1 protein-coding gene is annotated in these 1,367 nt (G+C 42.4%); it reads right to left on the bottom strand.

From position 1 onward, the window contains the following. Positions 1–209: 209 nt before the first annotated feature. Positions 210–1,286 carry an IS30 family transposase gene (locus HMPREF2767_RS00380; RefSeq protein WP_068128648.1) on the bottom strand — a complete coding sequence of 359 codons (1,077 nt, stop codon included), beginning with the start codon at positions 1,284–1,286 and terminating at the stop codon, positions 210–212. Positions 1,287–1,367 lie beyond the last annotated feature (81 nt).

The following is a 1,367-nucleotide window of genomic DNA, read 5'->3' as shown; positions in this document are numbered from 1 at the left end:
CTTAAATTTCAAGTTTAAGTTAGCCACTTGAAAATAGTTATTTCAGTAAATTTCACAAAGTTATATTGTACGCTTTCTTACAGTCTTTTGCTTGACGTGGGTATGGGCAAGATATCCGCAAAGCGGGATGTGTGGTGGATGTTTGCGTTCAACTTCAAACAACACACAGGGCAAGTCATGCCCATAAGGGCCCCAGGTCAAGCAAAAGATTAAGCAGCCAGTTCTAAATCCAATTGCTTCAACTCTTGCACAAAAGCCTGGTGGGGTGTTTTATAGTCCAGAATTCTTCTTGGATAATCGTTCATCCATTGTTGAATCCGCTGGACCTGGCGGTCGCTTACTTCTTTAAGAGACTGATGTTTCGGCAAGAAACGCCGGATAATCTTATGTTGATTCTCACTCGTTCCACGTTCAAAAGAAGCAAAAGGATGGCAAAAATACACATCGGTTTCTTCAGACAGATGGGATAGGTTGGCGAACTCACTTCCGTTATCCGAAGTGACTGTTTTAAAAATCTGACTGTCCAATCCTTTTAAGGACTGTATAAAGCTCTGCAGAGTTTGGTCTACCGCATCAGCTCTCTGACCCGCAATTTTGAAAATTTTCTCAAAGCGTGTCTTTCGCTCTACGAGCGTCAATAGAACAGGTTCATCGGCATCAATTTTTCCAATGACGGTATCAATTTCCCAATGACCAAATTCTTGGCGATTCTCTACGGATTTTGGCCGTTCTTCGATTGAGGTACCCAAAACTTTTACATTTCGTCGCACTCGACCTTTGGTAGACCGCGGTTTCCGTCCAACCTTTTCGAGTAAGTCGATATTCTTGGTGCGCATGATGCCACTGTCGATCCAATTGTAGAGGGTTGAAGTACTTGGAATGATCGCCGGATCAAACAGGTCCATGGCTTTATTAACCACTGTATCTGGAGACCATTTGTCTTCAAGCATTTTTCGATCCGCCCATTCAGTGAATCGCTCCGTTTCCACCCATTTGGGACGGCGGCCACAGTTCGCACGATTTCGCAGATAAATGTCATGATGCAGCTCTGCGGAGTAGACCTTTTTATAGTAGGTATACGTCTTGCCATTCTGTTTCTGTTGGCTTTTCTGCGTGACAGACGCTGTATTGATGGCATTATTGATGGTTTGTGGACTACGTCCAAGCAAAGACGCAATCTTTCGATTGGATAAATCAAGTGCTTTATACGCTTCAATTTTCTTCATTTCACCGTATGTAAGGTGTTTAGATTTGCGTGATTCTGTGTTATTATCTACATGGGTCATGTGAATTCTCCTTATATTGGTTGGTGGTACATTCAATATAACATGAAATTCACATGGCTTTTTTTATTTTAAGTGGCTAGG

This window comes from Nosocomiicoccus sp. HMSC067E10 (genome assembly GCF_001810835.1).
GTDB classification, from domain to species: Bacteria; Bacillota; Bacilli; order Staphylococcales; family Salinicoccaceae; genus Nosocomiicoccus; species Nosocomiicoccus ampullae_A.
The sequence above is the reverse complement of the archived record's forward strand: the minus strand, read 5'-3'. Positions and strand labels throughout refer to the sequence as shown.

Excerpts from the sequence above, each read along its gene's own strand:
- HMPREF2767_RS00380 (WP_068128648.1), bottom strand. The coding sequence starts at position 1,286 with ATGACCCATGTAGATAATAACACAGAATCACGCAAATCTAAACACCTT.